At 60.8% G+C, this 16,364-nt stretch carries 12 protein-coding genes, 1 tRNA gene and 1 pseudogene; all 14 read right to left on the bottom strand.

Annotated elements, in window-relative coordinates; translation table 11 throughout:
* Nucleotides 1-207: GTP-binding protein (locus tag QZY03_RS29005; RefSeq protein WP_295587335.1), on the bottom strand; the 207-nt coding region annotated here is incomplete at its 3' end.
* Nucleotides 208-229: 22 nt separating this feature from the next.
* Nucleotides 230-2,326, bottom strand: coding sequence for an elongation factor G (gene fusA, locus QZY03_RS29000; protein ID WP_295587368.1), 2,097 nt, complete (start codon nucleotides 2,324-2,326; stop codon nucleotides 230-232).
* Between the two features lie 42 nt (nucleotides 2,327-2,368).
* Nucleotides 2,369-2,839, bottom strand: coding sequence for a 30S ribosomal protein S7 (gene rpsG / locus QZY03_RS28995; protein WP_295587366.1), 471 nt, complete (start codon nucleotides 2,837-2,839; stop codon nucleotides 2,369-2,371).
* A gap of 98 nt (nucleotides 2,840-2,937) precedes the next feature.
* A complete protein-coding gene (gene rpsL, locus QZY03_RS28990) occupies nucleotides 2,938-3,312 on the bottom strand; it encodes a 30S ribosomal protein S12 (RefSeq protein WP_020508476.1) in 375 nt (124 codons plus the stop codon).
* A gap of 419 nt (nucleotides 3,313-3,731) precedes the next feature.
* A complete protein-coding gene (gene rpoC / locus QZY03_RS28985; protein ID WP_295587363.1) occupies nucleotides 3,732-7,946 on the bottom strand; it encodes a DNA-directed RNA polymerase subunit beta' in 4,215 nt (1,404 codons plus the stop codon).
* Nucleotides 7,947-8,066: 120 nt separating this feature from the next.
* Nucleotides 8,067-12,239 carry a DNA-directed RNA polymerase subunit beta gene (rpoB, locus tag QZY03_RS28980; protein WP_295587361.1) on the bottom strand — a complete coding sequence of 1,391 codons (4,173 nt, stop codon included), beginning with the start codon at nucleotides 12,237-12,239 and terminating at the stop codon, nucleotides 8,067-8,069.
* Between the two features lie 223 nt (nucleotides 12,240-12,462).
* Complete coding sequence (rplL, locus tag QZY03_RS28975) at nucleotides 12,463-12,840, bottom strand: 50S ribosomal protein L7/L12 (RefSeq protein WP_295587359.1); 378 nt, start codon at nucleotides 12,838-12,840, stop codon at nucleotides 12,463-12,465.
* A gap of 44 nt (nucleotides 12,841-12,884) precedes the next feature.
* On the bottom strand, nucleotides 12,885-13,412 hold the full coding sequence (gene rplJ / locus QZY03_RS28970; protein WP_026199871.1) for a 50S ribosomal protein L10: 528 nt from the start codon (nucleotides 13,410-13,412) through the stop codon (nucleotides 12,885-12,887).
* Between the two features lie 340 nt (nucleotides 13,413-13,752).
* Entirely contained in the window at nucleotides 13,753-14,448 is a 696-nt protein-coding gene (gene rplA / locus QZY03_RS28965) for a 50S ribosomal protein L1 (RefSeq protein WP_295587357.1), read from the bottom strand.
* Nucleotides 14,449-14,450: 2 nt separating this feature from the next.
* A complete protein-coding gene (gene rplK / locus QZY03_RS28960; RefSeq protein WP_295587355.1) occupies nucleotides 14,451-14,885 on the bottom strand; it encodes a 50S ribosomal protein L11 in 435 nt (144 codons plus the stop codon).
* A gap of 168 nt (nucleotides 14,886-15,053) precedes the next feature.
* Complete coding sequence (gene nusG, locus QZY03_RS28955; RefSeq protein ID WP_020508484.1) at nucleotides 15,054-15,587, bottom strand: transcription termination/antitermination protein NusG; 534 nt, start codon at nucleotides 15,585-15,587, stop codon at nucleotides 15,054-15,056.
* Nucleotides 15,588-15,589: 2 nt separating this feature from the next.
* Nucleotides 15,590-15,967, bottom strand: coding sequence for a preprotein translocase subunit SecE (secE, locus tag QZY03_RS28950; protein ID WP_295587352.1), 378 nt, complete (start codon nucleotides 15,965-15,967; stop codon nucleotides 15,590-15,592).
* A gap of 45 nt (nucleotides 15,968-16,012) precedes the next feature.
* A tRNA-Trp gene (locus QZY03_RS28945) sits at nucleotides 16,013-16,088 on the bottom strand.
* A gap of 76 nt (nucleotides 16,089-16,164) precedes the next feature.
* Nucleotides 16,165-16,364: pseudogene (tuf, locus tag QZY03_RS28940) on the bottom strand (elongation factor Tu); the annotation flags it as partial.

Raw genomic sequence — 16,364 nt, 5'->3', positions numbered from 1 at the left:
CTCGACGTGCGCCGTGGCAATGGTGATGCCGCGCTCGCGCTCCTCGGGGGCGTTATCAATCTGGTCGTAGGCCCGTGCTTCACCACCAAATTTTTTCGCCTGGTGCATGGTAATCGCCGCCGTCAGCGTGGTCTTGCCATGATCCACGTGCCCAATGGTGCCCACGTTTACATGGGGCTTGCTGCGCTTAAACTTTTCTTTAGACATCGCGCTCTTCCCGTATCAATCGTTACTGTTTCTTAGCGACCGCTTCAGCAATGCTGGCGGGCACTTCGCTATACTTGGCGAATTCCATGCTGTAAGTCGCCCGGCCCTGAGTGGCAGAGCGAAGGTCCGTCGCATAACCGAACATTTGCGCTAACGGAACCTCGGCACGAATGATCTTACCGGAAGGCGAGTCTTCCATACCCTGAATCATGCCGCGACGGCTATTGAGATCCCCCATGACATCACCCATGTTCTCTTCGGGCGTCACGACTTCCACTTTCATGATCGGCTCCAACAGCATCGGCTTTGCCTTGCTGCAGCCTTCTTTGAACGCCATGGAGCCGGCGATCTTGAAGGCCATTTCGCTCGAGTCGACCTCATGGTACGAGCCGTCATAGAGAGTCACTTTGATATCCACCACCGGGAATCCCGCCAACACGCCGTTACGCATGGCTTCCTGGATACCTTTATCGACGGCCGGAATATATTCCTTAGGAACGACGCCGCCGACGATGCCGTTGACGAATTCGTATCCCTTGCCCGCCTCTTGCGGCTCAAGCCGGATGTAGACATGGCCGTACTGACCGCGCCCACCGGTCTGCCGGGCAAACTTCGTCTCCTGCTGCACCTTGTTGCGAATCGTCTCGCGGTAACTGACCTGCGGGGCGCCAACGTTCGCCTCGACCTTAAACTCGCGACGCATCCGATCGACGATGATCTCCAGGTGCAGTTCACCCATACCGGAAATGATGGTCTGACCGGACTCCTCATCGGTACGGACCCGGAAAGACGGGTCTTCCTGTGCCAGCTTTTGCAGGGCCAGGCCCATTTTCTCCTGGTCGCTCTTGGTCTTTGGCTCGACGGCCACGGAGATGACCGGCTCCGGAAACTCCATGCGCTCCAGCGTAATGACCTTATTCAGGTCACACAGGGTATCACCGGTCGTGACGTCCTTTAAGCCGACTGCCGCAGCGATATCGCCGGCATGGACCTCTCTGATTTCCAGCCGATCGTTGGCATGCATCTGGAGGATACGGCCGATGCGCTCTTTACGGCTCTTGACCGGATTGTAAACGCTATCGCCGGAATTCAGCACACCGGAGTAGACCCGGAAGAACGTCAGAGTTCCGACAAAGGGGTCGGTCGCGATCTTGAAAGCCAGCGCTGCAAATGGAGCATCGTCCGAGGCTGGACGTTCGCCCAGACTCTCGTCTTTATCGTCCAGGATGCCTGTGATCGCCGGCACATCCTGCGGGGACGGCATGTAATCCAGAACACCATCAAGCATGGCCTGCACGCCCTTGTTCTTGAAGGCGGACCCGCACAACATTGGCGTTATTTCGCTCTTGAGCGTCCGCGCACGAATGCCTGCTTTGATCTCATCTTCCGTCAAGGCGATCCCTTCGAGGTACTTCTCCATGAGATCCTCGTTGGCCTCGGCGGCAGCCTCGACCATTTTCTCGCGCCACTCCTGGCACTCTTCAAGCATGTCTGCAGGAACCTCGCCATACTCAAAGGTCATACCCTTGGACGCCTCGTCCCAGATGATAGCTTTCATCTTGACCAGATCAACAACGCCCTTGAAGTGCTCTTCCGCACCGATCGGCAACTGGAGCGGGACCGGGGTGGCCCCGAGACGATCTTTTAACTGCTGAACGACGCGCAGGAAATTGGCTCCCATGCGGTCCATTTTGTTTACGAACCCGAGACGCGGCACACCGTACTTGTTTGCCTGACGCCACACGGTCTCCGACTGCGGCTCCACTCCGCCGACGGCGCAGAACAGCGCGCAGGCGCCATCCAGCACCCGCAGAGACCGCTCCACCTCAATCGTGAAGTCGACATGTCCGGGAGTATCAATAATATTGATACGATGCTCAGGCCGGGTCAGATCCATACCCTTCCAGAAGCAGGTCGTCGCCGCGGAGGTGATGGTGATACCACGCTCCTGCTCCTGCTCCATCCAGTCCATGGTCGCAGCGCCGTCATGCACTTCGCCGATCTTGTGCGACACGCCAGTGTAATAAAGGACGCGCTCGGTCGTCGTGGTCTTGCCGGCGTCGATGTGCGCCATAATACCAATGTTGCGATAGCGCTCGATGGGGGTGCTGCGTGCCACGACTGATTCCGTCCTGCAAGTTGATGGTGCCGGCTGACGCCGTTACCAGCGGTAATGGGAGAAGGCTTTGTTGGCCTCTGCCATACGATGAGTGTCTTCTTTTTTCTTGACGGCGGAACCGCGTGAATCGGCCGCATCCATCAACTCGCCGGCCAGACGCAGGGCCATTGACTTTTCAGAGCGCTTGCGCGCCGCATCAATCAGCCAGCGCATGGCGAGCGAATTACGCCGCGTCGGGCGTACTTCGACCGGCACCTGGTAAGTGGCACCACCGACACGCCGGGACTTGACCTCGACGACCGGACGCACGTTTTCCATAGCCTGCTCAAGGAAGCCGATTGGCTCTCCGCCTTTCTTCAAGGCCACCTGATCCAGCGCGATGTAAATAATCCGTTCGGCGACCGCTTTCTTTCCATCTTCCATCAGCATGTTGATGAACTTTGTCAACAACTCGCTGCCGTGCTTAGGGTCTGGCAGGATCTGGCGTCGTGCAGCTACGCGTCTTCTGGGCATCTCTCAGGCTCCGACTCTCTGACGATGGGCTTGCGCCACTCGTTCACACTGGACCCGCACAGGGTCTTTTTCCTGGCTATGAGCGGCACAACCGGGCATTATTTCTTCGGACGCTTGGCGCCGTACTTGGATCGCCCTTGACGGCGCTTCTCAACGCCGGACGTATCCAGGGTGCCACGCACGGTGTGATAACGCACACCAGGCAAGTCCTTGACACGGCCGCCGCGAATCAGCACAACCGAGTGCTCCTGGAGGTTATGCCCCTCGCCGCCAATATAGGACGCCACTTCAAAGCCGTTCGTCAGCCGCACACGTGCAACTTTTCGCAAAGCCGAGTTCGGCTTCTTCGGCGTCGTTGTGTAAACACGCGTGCAGACGCCCCGGCGCTGCGGACAGGCCTCCAATGCAGGAACGTTGCTCTTCACAACGTTACGCCGGCGGGGCTTCCGCACGAGTTGGTTAATCGTTGCCATTCAGTCGGTCTCCAGCGGCGCCATCGCGCCTGTCTCAATACAGCAAATCGAATGCGACAACATCCTATCAGCCGACCGAAACAGTCAGCGGACGGCGACCCCGCATGGGGAGGATTCGAGTGCTTCGGGGACCGGACGTCGGTCCGGGCCAAGCTCCGGAATCGGTACCGGATGGTGAAATAGTCAAGCCGGCGTATAAGCCGGCCAGCTAAGACCGCGCAGTATAGGGACATGTCAGGGAAGTGTCAAACAGGTTATCCGCTGTTGTCCCTGCGCACCCCAAACGCGCTCAACACCGCCAGCGGCAACCGCTTCGTCGAGCGCCTTGCCTGGGCCAGCAGCGTGTGACGGGGCCGCACAGTTCGCTTGTGACCTGCTCCGACATCATACGGGAGCGGGGCAGCCGCCCCGCTCCGCGCTTACTCCGCCTCGGAGGTGTTGAGCGCCTTCTTCAGCGCCTCCTCCAGTTCCTCGGTATCCATCCCGACCTTGCCGGATGCGCGATCGTCTTCCAGCCGCTGACGCTTGCGCTCCTTGTGATAGGCAAGCCCCGTCCCGGCGGGGATCAAACGCCCGACGATCACGTTTTCCTTGAGTCCGGTCAAACGGTCGGTGGACCCACGCACCGCGGCCTCGGTCAAGACGCGGGTCGTCTCCTGGAAGGAGGCCGCCGAGATAAATGACTCGGTCGCCAGCGAGGCCTTGGTGATGCCGAGCAGCAGCGGCTCGAACAGGGCCGGCTGCTTTCCCTCGGCGATGACGCGCGCGTTTTCGTCCATCAGCGTGGTGTGCTCCACCTGCTCACCGCGCAACAATCGGGTATCCCCGGTGGAGATCACCTCCACCTTGCGCAACATCTGACGACAGATCACCTCGATGTGCTTGTCGTTGATCTTCACGCCCTGCAGGCGATAGACGTCCTGGATCTCCTTGACCAGATACTCGGCCAAGGCGGTCACGCCCTTGAGACGCAGGATGTCGTGTGAAGCCAGTTCACCATCGGCGATCACCTCGCCACGCTCCACCCGCTCGCCCTCGAAGACGTTAACATGCCGCCACTTCGGGATCAGTTCTTCCACCGTTTCACCATCATCCTTGTTGATGATGAGCCGCTGCTTGCCCTTGGTGTCCTTGCCGAAGGCGATAGTACCGCTGGCCTCGGCCAGCAGCGCCTGCTCCTTGGGCTTGCGCGCCTCAAACAGGTCGGCCACCCGCGGCAGACCGCCGGTGATGTCGCGCGTCTTGCTGGACTCTTGAGGGATACGCGCCAGGATGTCGCCGACACCCACCTGAGCCGCATCCTCCACACTCACGATCGCTCCGGCCGTCAGGAAGTAGCGTGCCGGCAGATCCGTTCCGGCAATGTTAAGTTCCTTGCCATCGGTATCCAGCAGCTTGATCATTGGCCGCAGGTCTTTCCCCGTGGATGGCCGCTGATTGGGTGGAATGACCACCCGCGAGGTCAAACCCGTGACCTCATCCACCTGGCCCTGCACGGTCACGCCTTCAATAAAGTCCTCGAAGGCCAGCTTACCGGCCACCTCGGTCACCACCGGGTGCGTATGCGGGTCCCAGTTGGCGACGACATCGCCGCCTTTGACCGCTTCACCATCACCAACCCGCAGGGTGGCGCCATAAGGAACCTTGTAGCGTTCTTTTTCGAGGCCCTTGTCGTCGACCACCGTCAACTCGCCGGAGCGTGACACCGCCACCAGGTTACCGGAATGGTGCACCACGGTCTTGATATTGTGCAGCCGCACCGAGCCGCCGTTCTTGATCTCAATACTACTGATGGCGGCGGCCCGCGAGGCGGCGCCGCCGATATGGAAGGTACGCATGGTCAACTGAGTACCTGGCTCGCCGATGGACTGGGCCGCGATGACACCCACCGCCTCGCCCATGTTCACCCGGTGGCCGCGCGCCAGATCGCGACCATAACACTGAGCGCAGACACCGATCCGCGAGTCACAGGTGATAGGCGAACGCACCCGTAACTGGTCGATACCGGCGACCTCGAAGCGCTCCACGATGGACTCATCGAGCATGGTGCCGGCGGCGCAGATCAATTCATCGCTGCCCGGACGGTAAACGTCGGTCGCGGACACCCGGCCGAGGATGCGCTCGCGCAGGGGCTCGACCACGTCGCCGCCCTCGATGATGGGCGACATCAGCAAGCCGCGCTCGGTCCCGCAATCCACTTCGAGCACCACCATGTCCTGGGCCACGTCGACGAGACGCCGGGTCAGGTACCCCGAGTTGGCCGTCTTCAGCGCCGTATCCGCGAGACCCTTGCGGGCGCCATGGGTGGAGATGAAGTACTGGATGACGTTCAGACCCTCGCGGAAGTTCGCGGTAATCGGCGTCTCGATGATGGAGCCGTCCGGCTTGGCCATCAGACCGCGCATCCCCGCCAACTGGCGGATCTGGGCGGCGGAACCTCGGGCGCCGGAATCCGCCATCATATAGATGGAGTTGAACGAGTCCTGCTGCACCGGATTGCCGTTACGATCCGGCACGGTTTGCTTGCCGAGCTTGGACATCATGGACTTGGCCACCTGATCGTTGGTGTGCGACCAGATGTCGATGACCTTGTTGTAACGCTCGCCGTTGGTGACCAGACCGGAGGCATACTGCTCCTCGATCTCTTTGACCTGTTTCTCGGCATCCGCCAGGATACCGGCCTTCTCCTCCGGGACCGCCATGTCATCCAGACCGATCGAGACCCCGGAACGGGTGGCCATGCGGAACCCCAGATACATGATCTGGTCGGCGAAGACGACCGTCTCCTTAAGGCCAAGTTGGCGGTAACAGGTGTTGATGAGCCGGGAGATGGCTTTCTTACCGAGCGCCCGATCGACCAGGTCGAACGGCAACCCGTCAGGCACGATGGCAAACACCAGGGCGCGGCCGAGCGTGGTGTCTTTGATGCTCACCAGTTCGCGCATGACCGCGTCATCACCCTTGATCACTTCACGAATCCGCACCTTGCAGCGGGCGTGCAGATCCGCATGGCCAGTCTCATAGGCACGCCGCGCTTCATCAATGTCCGTGAATGCGCTCCCCTCGCCCTTGGCGTTGACCCGCTCGCGGGTCATGTAATAGAGCCCGAGCACCACGTCCTGGGAGGGCACGATGATAGGCTCACCATTGGCCGGCGAGAGAATATTGTTACTCGCCATCATGAGGGCGCGCGCTTCGATCTGCGCCTCCAGCGACAGCGGCACATGCACGGCCATCTGATCGCCGTCGAAGTCCGCGTTGAATGCGGTACAGACCAGGGGGTGAAGCTGAATCGCCTTGCCTTCAATCAGCACCGGCTCGAACGCCTGGATGCCCAGTCGGTGCAGCGTCGGCGCCCGATTGAGCATCACCGGATGCTCGCGGATCACCTCTTCCAGGATATCCCAGACTTCCGGCGTACCGCGCTCCACCATCTTCTTGGCCGCCTTGATGGTGGCCGCCTGGCCGCGCAGTTGCAGCTTGCTGAAGATAAATGGCTTGAACAGTTCGAGCGCCATCCGCTTGGGCAGCCCGCACTGATGGAGCCGCAGCGTCGGCCCCACCACGATAACCGACCGGCCCGAATAGTCCACCCGTTTGCCGAGCAGGTTCTGCCGGAAGCGGCCTTGCTTTCCCTTGATCATGTCCGCCAGGGACTTCAGCGGACGCTTGTTGGTGCCGGTGATAGCGCGACCCCGGCGACCATTATCCAGCAGCGCATCGACCGCTTCCTGAAGCATGCGCTTTTCATTGCGCACGATAATGTCCGGCGCGACCAGGTCCAACAGCCGTTTCAAACGGTTGTTGCGGTTGATCACGCGACGGTAGAGGTCATTCAGGTCAGAGGTCGCGAACCGGCCGCCATCGAGCGGCACCAAGGGGCGCAGTTCCGGCGGCAGCACCGGCAGCACGGTCAGGATCATCCACTCCGGACGATTGCCGGACTCGATCAGTGACTCCATCAGCTTGAGTCGCTTGGAGAGCTTCTTGATCTTGGTCTCGGAGTTCGTGCTCTCGATTTCCTCGCGCATCCGCCGGACCTCGACCTGGAGGTCGATGGTACGCAGGAGCTCATAGACCGCCTCAGCCCCCATCCGCGCGTCGAATTCGTCCCCGTTCGCCTCCAGCGCCTCGAGATACTGCTCGTCAGTCAGCAACTGACCGCGCTCCAGATCGACCACCATGCTCGGATCGATGACGACGAACGACTCGAAATAGAGCACCCGCTCAATATCGCGCAGCGTCATGTCGAGCAGCAGCCCGATCCGCGACGGCAAAGACTTGAGGAACCAGATGTGCGCCACCGGACTCGCCAGGTCAATGTGGCCCATGCGCTCACGCCGCACCTTGGCCAGGGTGACTTCAACACCGCATTTCTCGCAGACCACACCGCGGTGCTTAAGGCGCTTGTACTTGCCGCAGACACACTCGTAGTCGCTGATCGGGCCGAAGATCTTGGCGCAAAAAAGCCCATCGCGCTCCGGTTTGAAGGTCCGGTAGTTGATGGTCTCCGGCTTCTTCACCTCACCATAGGACCAGGAGCGAATCATGTCGGGTGAAGCCAGCCCGATCTTGATCGCATCGAACTCCAGGGCCTGACCCTGCTGCTTGATAATCTTGAGGAGGTCTTTCAATTCAAATCTCCTACGCGAGTTGCGAGGTGCGAGTTGCGAGGGCCGAGATTCGAGGTTCGAGGCAGGGCGCCGGGGATCGCGTGTTCCCGCGGCGCGCTGCCTGCTACTCGCGACTCACCTCTAATCCTGTTCAAGCTCGATGTTGATCGCCAAGGAGCGAATCTCCTTGACCAACACGTTGAAGGACTCGGGCATGCCGGCCTCCATACGATGGTCGCCATCGACAATGTTCTTGTACATTTTGGTGCGGCCGTTGACGTCATCCGACTTCACCGTAAGCATCTCTTGCAGGGTGTAGCCGGCGCCGTAGGCTTCCAGCGCCCAGACCTCCATCTCACCGAAACGCTGGCCGCCGAACTGCGCCTTACCGCCCAGCGGCTGCTGGGTCACCAGGCTGTAAGGACCGGTGGAACGGGCATGCATCTTGTCATCCACCAAATGGTTGAGCTTGAGCATGTACATGTAGCCCACAGTCACCGGGCGCTCGAAGCGGTCACCGGTGCGTCCGTCGAACAGCAACGTCTGACCGACCGGAATCCCCTGCGCACTATTGTCGCGTTCCGCCAACTTGAGCATGGCGCGAATCTCATCCTCCGTGGCACCGTCGAAGACCGGGGTGGCCAGCGGCACACCCCTGACCAGATTGCGCGACAACTCGAGAATCTCATCGTCCGAGAAACTCTGCAGGTCCTCTTGTTTGCCGCTGCTGTTGTAGACCTTGTCCAGAAAGTCACGCAGTTCCGCAACCGCGGTCTGGGAGCGCAGCAAGCGGCCGATCTTCACCCCGAGCCCATTGGCGGCCCAGCCCAGATGGGTTTCCAACACCTGTCCGACGTTCATGCGCGAGGGCACGCCCAGCGGGTTCAGGACGATATCGACCGGCTCGCCATCCGCGGAGAACGGCATGTCCTCCACCGGAACGACCTTCGAGATGACACCCTTGTTGCCGTGACGACCAGCCATTTTGTCGCCGGGCTGGATGCGCCGCTTCACTGCCACATAGACCTTGACCATCTTGAGCACACCGGGAGCCAAGTCGTCGCCGCTCGCGATCTTGCGCTTCTTGACCTCATAGCGGTCGCGGAACTCCTCACGCTGTTGTTTGATCTGGTTGGCGACGGCTTCGAGTTGGAGAGCCACTTCCTCGCCGTGCATCCGGATCTCGAACCAGCGGTCACGCTGTCCCTTCTCCGCGATTTCGTGGAGATAGGCCTTGGTGATCTTGGCCCCCGGCTTGAGTGAGCCCGGTCCGCCATCGGCGACCTTCCCCACCAACATCCGCTCGACACGCTGGAAGGTGTCATTTTCCATGATGCGCTGCTGATCCGCGAAGTCCTTGCGCACCCGATCCATTTCCTGTTCCTGAATCTGCTGGGCGCGCTTGTCGCGATCCACGCCATCGCGTGTGAACACCTGGACGTCCACCACCGTGCCGGTCATCCCCGAGGGCAAACGCAGCGAGGTGTCCTTCACGTCCGAGGCTTTCTCACCGAAGATCGCACGCAGCAACTTTTCTTCGGGAGTGAGCTGGGTTTCACCTTTCGGGGTGACCTTGCCGACCAGAATGTCGCCGTCGCGCACCTCGGCTCCGACATAGACGATCCCCGACTCATCGAGCTTGGAGAGCGCAGACTCGCCCACATTGGGGATGTCGCTGGTGATCTCCTCAGGCCCCAGTTTGGTATCGCGGGCAAGACAAGACAGTTCCTCGATATGAATACTGGTAAAGCGGTCCTCCTGGACGACCCGCTCAGAGATCAGGATCGAGTCCTCGAAGTTGTAACCATTCCAGGGCATGAAAGCGACGCGCAGGTTTTGCCCCAGCGCCAGTTCGCCCATATCCGTGGAGGGGCCATCGGCCAGCACGTCATCCTTGGCAACGACATCGCCCGGCTTCACCAAGGGACGCTGATTGATACAGGTATTCTGGTTGGAACGGGTGTACTTGGTGAGCGTGTAAATGTCGACGCCCGGCACCCCCGGCTCAGCCTCCTCGTCATTGACGCGCACCACGATGCGCGCGGCATCCACCGACTCGATGGCGCCGCCGCGGCGCGCCCGCACCACGACGCCCGAGTCCTTGGCCACGGCCCGTTCCATACCGGTGCCCACCAACGGCTTCTCGGCACGCAGGGTCGGCACCGCCTGACGCTGCATGTTGGAACCCATGAGGGCGCGGTTGGCGTCGTCGTGCTCCAGGAAGGGAATCAGCGACGCGGCCACCGAGACGATCTGGCGCGGCGACACATCCATGTACTGGACTTCCTCCGGGGCCTTCATCGTGAACTCGTTCTGATAACGGCAGGACACCAGAGCGTCAGTCAGCAGCCCGTCCTCGGCCAGCGTCGCGTTAGCCTGGGCGATGACGAAATTGCCCTCCTCAATGGCCGACAGATAATTGATCTCCATACCCGCCCGACCGCCTTCAACCTTGCGGTAAGGCGTTTCCAGGAAGCCGTAGCGATTCGTCCGGGCGTAGACCGCCAGTGAGTTGATCAGACCGATATTCGGCCCTTCCGGGGTCTCGATCGGACACACACGGCCATAGTGCGTCGGGTGAACGTCGCGGACCTCGAAACCGGCCCGCTCCCGCGCCAGACCGCCGGGGCCGAGCGCCGAGACGCGCCGCTTGTGCGTGACCTCGGACAGCGGGTTGTTCTGGTCCATGAACTGCGACAACTGACTGGAGCCGAAAAACTCTTTGATCGCCGCGGAGACCGGCTTGGCGTTGATCAACTCCTGCGGCATCAATCCCTCGGACTCGGCCAGGGACAGGCGCTCCTTGACCGCCCGTTCCACCCGCACCAGACCGACGCGGAACTGGTTCTCCGCCATCTCGCCGACACAGCGGATGCGGCGGTTGCCCAGATGGTCGATATCGTCGACCGTACCGCGACCGTTGCGCAACTCCACCAGCACCTTGAGTGCGTCGATGATGTCCGAGGCCGTGCCATGCTCGGCGTACAGCGCCTGGGAGGACGCATCGGTACGGCCGCTGAAGTAACGTCCATCATAGATGACGCCCGGACCCACCTCCGGCTCACGCCCCAGGCGGCGGTTGAATTTCATGCGGCCGACGGCCGAGAGGTCATACCGATCCGAGGTAAAGAAGAGATTATGGAACAAATTCTGGGCCGCGTCCTTGGTGGGCGGCTCACCCGGCCGCATCATCCGATAGATTTCGACCTGCGCTTCCAGATCGGTCGTGGTCGGGTCGATGCGCAGAGTCTCGGAGATGTAGGATCCCTGATCCAGGTCGTTGACGAACAGGGTCTCCACATGATCAATGCCCTTGCCGACCAGGAGCGTGATCAACTCCTTGGTCAGCGCCGTGTTGGCCTCGGCGATCACCTCGCCGGTCGCCTTGTCCACCTGGACACGCGCCAGGATGCGCCCGATCAGGAAGTCGGATGGGACCTCCAACCGCTCGACCCCGGCCTTCTGGAGTTCACGGATGTGCCGGGCGGTGACCCGCCGGCCGGCTTCGACGATGACTTGGTCGCCGATCTTCACATCGAACCCGACTGTCTCGCCACGCAGCCGTTCCGGAACCAGGTCCAAGGACACCTCGCCGCCTTCGAAGCGGAAGGTATCGGTCGCGAAGAAGCGCTCCAGAATATCCTCGACCCCATAGCCCAGGGCGCGCAGCAGGATGGTCGCCGGCAATTTGCGGCGCCGGTCGATCCGCACGAAGACGTTGTCCTTGGGATCGAACTCGAAGTCCAACCAGGAACCGCGGTAAGGGATGACTCGCGCGGAGAAGAGGAGCTTACCGGACGAGTGGGTCTTGCCCTTATCGTGGTCGAAAAAGACACCAGGCGAGCGGTGAAGCTGCGAGACGATGACCCGCTCGGTCCCGTTGACGATGAAGGTGCCGGTCTCGGTCATGAGCGGCAACTCGCCCATATAGACCTCCTGCTCCTTGATGTCTTTCACCACCTTCGAGCCGGACGGGGCCTCCTTGTCGTAGATCACGAGGCGCAACAAGACACGCAGCGGCGCCGCATAGGTCGCGCCGCGCAAATGACACTCGCGCACGTCGAAGGGCGGTTCGCCCAGCCGATAGCTGACATACTCAAGCACCGCGTACCCAGAGTAGCTCTCAATGGGAAACACGGACTTGAAGGCAGCGTGCAAGCCCATGTCGGCCCGTCGCTTCGGCGCCGACTCGGCCTGCAGGAATTCGCGATAAGACTCGATCTGAGTGGCCAGGAGGAAGGGCACGTCCAGGATCGTCGGACGTTTGCCGAAGTCTTTACGGATGCGCTTTTTTTCGGTGAACGAATAAGCCATTATGCCTTCCCTCGAGATCGTACTTGGGACCCGGACGGGACCCGAAATCAGGACCACTAATGGTTCGCGATGGCGCCCGCCGGACGAAGCGACGACGTCGCGCTCGCCCGGTCACCCGCCCCTTACGCGCGGACGACGACCCTCAACCAAACGGCAAAAGGCCGGCGGCTCGTCGCCGCCAGCCTATTGGTCCCGTGAAACTTGGTCGCGACGCAATGCGCCGTTACTTGATTTCGACGGTTGCGCCAGCCTCTTCCAGTTCCTTCTTCGCTGCCTCTGCCTCGGCCTTGGAGACGGCTTCCTTCACGGTGGTCGGCGCCCCTTCGACGGCGTCCTTCGCTTCCTTGAGGCCCAGGCCGGTCAGGGCACGTACCGCCTTGATCACGCCGACCTTGTTGGCGCCGAAGGACGCCAGGATCACATTGAACTCGGTCTGTTCCTCGACCGGGGCGACCTCGGCCACTGCGGCAACCGGGCCGGCAACCATCGCGGCGGCAGCGGTCACACCGAACTTATCTTCCATCGCCTTGATCAGATCAACCACCTCGAGGACGGTCATATTACCGATCGCGTCGAGGATCTCTTCTTTCGAAACGGCCATTGCCTGTCTCCTGAATCAAACTGCTGTGATACGAGGCGTGCGGACTACGCCGCCTCTTTGGCATCGCGAATTGCGGCGAGGGTGCGGACCAACTTGCCCGGAACCTCGTTCATGGTCGCTGCAAGCTTCTGGACCGGGGCCTTCATGAGGGCGAGCAACTGACTGAGCGCCTGGTCACGAGTCGGCATCTTAGCGAGATCACCGAGCTTCGCGGGGGCGAGCAGTTTGCCGCCGACGGCCACCATGCACACCTGGAACTTGTCGTGCTCCTTGGCGAAGGCCTGCGCGACACGCGCGACCGCACCGGGGTCTTCTTGCGCGAAGGCCAGGATCAAAGGCCCTTTCAGCCCGTCCTGCATACACGCAAAATCGGTGTCGGCGAGCGCACGACGCGCCAGGGTATTCTTGACCACCCGCACGTAGACCCCGGCCTTGCGTGCTTCCACACGCAACTTCGTGATCTGGCCAACGGTCAAGCCCCGATACTCAGCCCCGACGGCCGAGAAAGCACTCCGAGCGACTTCCGCAACTTCGGCGACGATCGCTTCTTTTTGCGCAAGATTTAGCGCCACTTTCGTCACCTCTGGTCTAACATTGACCCGGCCTGAGCCGGGTGGTGCAGTTGCTCAGCCTTCCATCGGCGAACACCGGCACCATCCTGTGCACCTTCATCAGCAATCTGATTCTGGAGCACCGTCTACGCAGGCGCCTGGGCGATTAAGTCACAGCGGCCACGTCCTTATTGGCTGCTGTGCCACCTGCGGTCTTTGACGGTCCCCGACCGAGTCGGGGCCCCAAAGCACTGGCCCTGCGCACCTGCATCAGCGACTCCATGAATCGCATGACCGGCGCCTGAGGGCTTTAGGCGATTTCCGTCGAATCCGGCAATCGCCTGAAACGATGATTTTCGAGTTACAGACTGAGTGCTTGATGGTCGACCGGCAGTCCCGGCCCCATGGTCGTGGAAACCGTCACCTTGCGCATGTAAATGCCCTTGGATGTACTCGGCTTCGCCTTCATGAGGTTCGCCAGCAAGGCCTGCAGGTTCTCGCGCAGTTTCGCCGGCTCAAAGTCCACTCGCCCCAGTGGACAGTGGATGATGCCAGCCTTATCGGTGCGGTAACGGACCTGTCCCGCCTTGGCATTGCGCACCGCTTCAGCCACGTCGGCGGTGACAGTGCCAACCTTCGGGTTAGGCATCAGGCCGCGGGGACCCAAAATCTTACCGAGCTGACCTACTACCCGCATGGCGTCCGGCGAGGCGATAACCACATCGAAGTCCATTTTTCCGGCCTTGATGTCGTCTGCCAGATCCTCAAATCCAACACGATCCGCACCGGCTGCAGTGGCCGCATCGGCATTCGGACCCTGGGCAAACACCGCCACGCGCACGGTCTTGCCAATCCCATGAGGCAGCACGGTCGAGCCGCGGACCACCTGATCGGACTTACGCGGATCCACACCCAGGTTCACCGCCACATCGACGCTCTCGACGAATTTGATCCGGGAGACTTCTTTTAGCAGGACGAATGCCTCTTCGGCGGGATAGAGTTTACCCTGCTCGATCCGCTCACGGATTGCCTGCTGACGCTTGCTCGGCTTAGCCATGACTAGAGCACCCCTTCCACTTCAAGACCCATGGACCGGGCACTGCCCGCAATCGTTCGTACCGCTGCATCCAGATCGGCGGCAGTCAAATCGGGCATCTTCGCGTTCGCAATCTGCTCGAGTTGCTCGCGCGTCACCTTGCCAACCTTATTGGTTTGCGGTATCGCACTGCCCTTCTGCACACCTGCCGCTTTTTTCAGCAGGATCGAGGCGGGCGGGGTCTTGGTGATGAACGTGAAGCTGCGGTCCGAGTAGACGGTGATCACCACCGGAATCGGCATGCCCTGCTCCAATTCCTGGGTGCGGGCATTGAACGTCTTACAGAACTCCATGATATTGACGCCATGCTGGCCGAGCGCCGGCCCGACGGGCGGGCTGGGGTTCGCAATGCCTGCCTTGACTTGCAGCTTGATATAGGCGTTTATCTTTTTCGCCATGGTTTTTCTCCTGTGGGTGCAAACGCCAGGGATGGATACCCAGGCTCCCCGTGTTGGGCCCCGATTGGGACAAAACGCTATTGAGCGGTCTTCGGTCGTCGAGTGCAGCAGAGAGGCTGATCCGCGGTCGCCATGGAATCCGCCTTGGCAGATTCGCAGGACCTGATATCAACCTTTCTCCACTTGGGAGAACTCCAGATCCACCGGCGTTGAGCGGCCAAAGATCAAGACCGAAACTTTTACCCGGTTCTTGTCGTAATCGACTTCTTCGACGACGCCATTGAAATCGGTAAATGGCCCATCGACGACCCGCACGACCTCGCCGGGCTCGTACAGCACCTTCGGACGCGGCTTCTCCACCCCTTCCTGCATGCGCTGAAGGATGGCGTCTGCTTGCTTATCCGGGATTGGGGCTGGCCGATCGCCGGTACCACCGATGAAGCCCATGACCTTCGGCACCGCTTTTACAAGATGCCAGGTCTCGTCGGTCATCTCCATATTGACCAGAACGTAACCGGGAAAGAATTTTCTCTCGCTCTTACGTTGCTGTCCGTTACGGATCTCCACGACTTCCTCGGTCGGAACCAGCACGGACGCGAACGCATCTTCAAGCCCCGCACGCCGGGCGCGCTCCTCAAGGGACCGCTTAACCTGACCTTCAAAGCCCGAGTAGGCGTGAATAACATACCAGCGCTTCGCCACTATCAGCCTCCTTGGCCAGTGAGGAATCTCAGAATCCCCATCAACACCATGTCAAATAGCCAGAGAACAAGACCGACGACCATCACCATCACCATCACCACCAGCGTGGTTTGGACGGTTTCCTGGCGGGTCGGCCAGACGACCTTGCGGACCTCCATGCGAGCGTCCGACACGAACTGCCAAAGCTGCCGACCGGGCTGCGTCTGCAGCGCAATCGCGGCCGCTCCACCGCTGATGGCAAGCAGCCCGATCACGCGCAATAGCGCCGAATAGGCAGCAAAATAATAGAAGGCAAAGATGCCGCCGATCAGCAACAATACGGCAACTGCCAACTTGGCAATGTCCAAGTTGGCGCCTCCGGCCTCAGCGCTTAGATTCATGGGATCGTATGTCGCCTTCGGATGATGTGTAGGGCGATGGTTGTATGGCAGGCCAGGAGGGACTCGAACCCCCAACCTGCGGTTTTGGAGACCGCTGCTCTGCCAATTGAGCTACTGGCCTAAGAAAGAAGGGCCGGGTGTCCCGGACCTTGGGCCGCGTATTGTACCACGGTCCAACGCCGGGCCACCGGGCTAAATTACTCGATGATCTTCGCAACCACACCGGCGCCGACGGTCCGACCGCCCTCGCGGATGGCGAAGCGCAACCCGTCTTCCATGGCGATCGGGGCGATCAGCTTGATCACCATCTTCACGTTGTCCCCCGGCATCACCATCTCGATGCCTTCGGGCAGGGTACAGGCTCCCGTCACGTCCGTGGTCCGAAAGTAGAACTGCG

The organism is uncultured Lamprocystis sp. (assembly GCF_903933125.1).
Lineage (GTDB): Bacteria > Pseudomonadota > Gammaproteobacteria > Chromatiales > Chromatiaceae > Thiodictyon.
This window is presented reverse-complemented; position numbering and strand designations above follow the sequence as displayed.

Bases quoted from the DNA above. Each gene is read 5' to 3' on its own strand.
- rpsG (WP_295587366.1), bottom strand. From the start codon at position 2,839: ATGCCCAGAAGACGCGTAGCTGCACGACGCCAGATCCTGCCAGACCCT.
- rpsL (WP_020508476.1), bottom strand. From the start codon at position 3,312: ATGGCAACGATTAACCAACTCGTGCGGAAGCCCCGCCGGCGTAACGTT.
- rpoB (WP_295587361.1), bottom strand. From the start codon at position 12,239: ATGGCTTATTCGTTCACCGAAAAAAAGCGCATCCGTAAAGACTTCGGC.
- rplL (WP_295587359.1), bottom strand. From the start codon at position 12,840: ATGGCCGTTTCGAAAGAAGAGATCCTCGACGCGATCGGTAATATGACC.
- rplA (WP_295587357.1), bottom strand. From the start codon at position 14,448: ATGGCTAAGCCGAGCAAGCGTCAGCAGGCAATCCGTGAGCGGATCGAG.
- rplK (WP_295587355.1), bottom strand. From the start codon at position 14,885: ATGGCGAAAAAGATAAACGCCTATATCAAGCTGCAAGTCAAGGCAGGC.
- secE (WP_295587352.1), bottom strand. From the start codon at position 15,967: ATGAATCTAAGCGCTGAGGCCGGAGGCGCCAACTTGGACATTGCCAAG.